Below are 2,052 nucleotides of genomic sequence, written 5' to 3' on the forward strand. Positions count from 1 at the left end.
GTCACAGTGCCAAATGAAAAAAGCGAGGTATTCAACGATTTAATCGTTGAATACCTCGCAATGTGAGAAGATATGGACTTTTTCAGTGCCCTTCTAACAAGGTGTGGCTTTTTAATTTCATTTCAAAGAAATTAATATTGTTAAATAAGTTAAACAACTTTATAATAGTGTTAATTAAATCCAGTTTTTGAGATGCTTTCATGTTCTTAGGTGTTTTTCAATATCTCATGTAACAAAGATTGCGCTATAAAGGTGACTTTATAGATAGAAAGGGAGAGTCAGCATATGCAAAAAAACACTAACAATAAGGTTGAGATATTGGATACTAAAATTATTTTAGAGGAATACAAGGGAAATATAGAATTCATTCAAAAATCATTAAAACAACTTGAGTTGGAAGTTAGTAATTTGCAAAGCGAAGGCTTGGTTGAATTAGAAAAGTTGGCTAATGAATTAAGTATGTTGCAGATGCTTTCAACGAGTATAAAATTTAAAGCTAATAGTCTTATCTGTAATGAAAGTAAAACCATTGAGACATTAATGACTGAATAACATATTAATATCAAGTCACAGCCCATTTGGTGTGGCTTTTTCTTATACTCCATACTATTGCTAGTCATGAGTGTGCTTAACAGATGGCAAAAAAGGAGAAATGGATGCTAGTTTATTGAGGATTTTAAGGATTATTTTTAAATGATGATGGTTACTTTAATTTTGGAAATATAAGAACCTTCTTAAAAGATAAAGAGGGAGAACCCTCTGAGTAGATATTTACAAACTAAACAGTATCATAGTAGTAGTAAAGTAGTGTGCGAATCATATCCGATTTCAGCCGTTTAAGCATGTGGAGTAAATATAGCACAACGGCTGATGTTGTAGCAGCATTAAAATTAAAATAACGGAGAGGAAAAGCTTCTCTCCGAAATAAGACTAATATTTTGTGGCGCACTACGGGAAGAGTGAATTAAATTCCTAACAATAATTTCTTCTTTGCGTCAAATTCGTCTTGAGTTATGATGCCAGCATCTAATAGCTCTTTCATCTTTAGAATTTCATCTGCAGAGCTTACTGAAGCTGTTTGGGGAGGAGTAGGATCTGCATGCCGTTTAGCTTCAATTAAATCAACTAATTCTTGAGCTTGGGCTAATTCCTTCTTAGCAAACATGATTGAATTTTCATCTTTCACCGCACTCACCGTTCCACCTTTAGTTTCAATGGAGCCGCCATATGCAAATTGGATGTAGCCGTTTGTGAGCCCAGGTTTTTTAAATTGTACGGCAGTGATAGATTTTAATGGAATTGATTTGATTCCTTTTGAACCACCTTTATTAATGTAATTGAGCATACCTTTTGTTTCAATCTTAACAGCATTGTCATCTACACTAACGCTGTATTTACCAACACTTTTGAATTCAAATGTTTGTGTCATGTTAATAGCCTCCCTTTATATTTCTATTTTAAGAAATTAGTGGAAAAAAGTATATACAAAAAAGGAAAACCTTAATAGTTTGTTGTTCTTTTTCACTTCATAATGAGAAATAGTTGAACCAAAATTTAGTACTATTAATAATTGAAAGATAAACATAAAAGAACAGTAGGATACAAACTTGAGCGTATAAGGTCTACATCACTCAAGGTATGTCTTTTTGTTATGCTTTATATTTCTATTGATGACATATGATTCCATCTATTCTATGATTAGTGTGGAAGTTGGTGCCAAAGATGAGAGGAAATTTAGAACAGATTACAATCACTTTTTGTGAACAAAACGGAGAAGTGATTATGACGTATGACATTAACCACTTTCTATCAGCTTTGATTCCGAACGTTGGTGATGTAGTTAATATTGATGGTAATTACAGGTGCGTGAGTGAAAGAACTTTTACTTATAGACCAAGAAGTATCATAGCTACAATCTATTTAGAAGAATTATAATCAGAATTTCAAAGTCACACTCATTATGAGAAGGGCACTGAAAAAGTCCATATCTTCTCACATTGCGAGGTATTCAACGATTAAATCGTTGAATACCTCGCTTTTTTCATTTGGCAC

General features: G+C 32.8%; 2 protein-coding genes. One reads left to right on the plus strand and one right to left on the minus strand.

Annotated features, from left to right (window positions below; genetic code table 11):
- Window positions 1-285: 285 nt before the first annotated feature.
- The gene (locus ABH968_RS27650; RefSeq protein WP_370049209.1) at window positions 286-552 is read left to right on the plus strand and encodes a hypothetical protein; all 267 of its coding nucleotides are present in this window, start codon (window positions 286-288) and stop codon (window positions 550-552) included.
- Between the two features lie 412 nt (window positions 553-964).
- On the opposite strand, the gene ABH968_RS27655 is transcribed toward ABH968_RS27650, so the two are convergent.
- Window positions 965-1,429 (minus strand): DUF4429 domain-containing protein, encoded by a 465-nt coding sequence (locus ABH968_RS27655; RefSeq protein ID WP_370049211.1) that lies wholly within the window; start codon window positions 1,427-1,429, stop codon window positions 965-967.
- Between the last annotated feature and the right edge of the window lie 623 nt (window positions 1,430-2,052).

It is taken from the genome of Lysinibacillus sp. RC79, assembly GCF_041262405.1.
In the GTDB taxonomy this organism is placed as follows: Bacteria; Bacillota; Bacilli; order Bacillales_A; family Planococcaceae; genus Lysinibacillus.

Bases quoted from the DNA above. Each gene is read 5' to 3' on its own strand.
- ABH968_RS27650 (WP_370049209.1), top strand. From the start codon at position 286: ATGCAAAAAAACACTAACAATAAGGTTGAGATATTGGATACTAAAATT.
- ABH968_RS27655 (WP_370049211.1), bottom strand. From the start codon at position 1,429: ATGACACAAACATTTGAATTCAAAAGTGTTGGTAAATACAGCGTTAGT.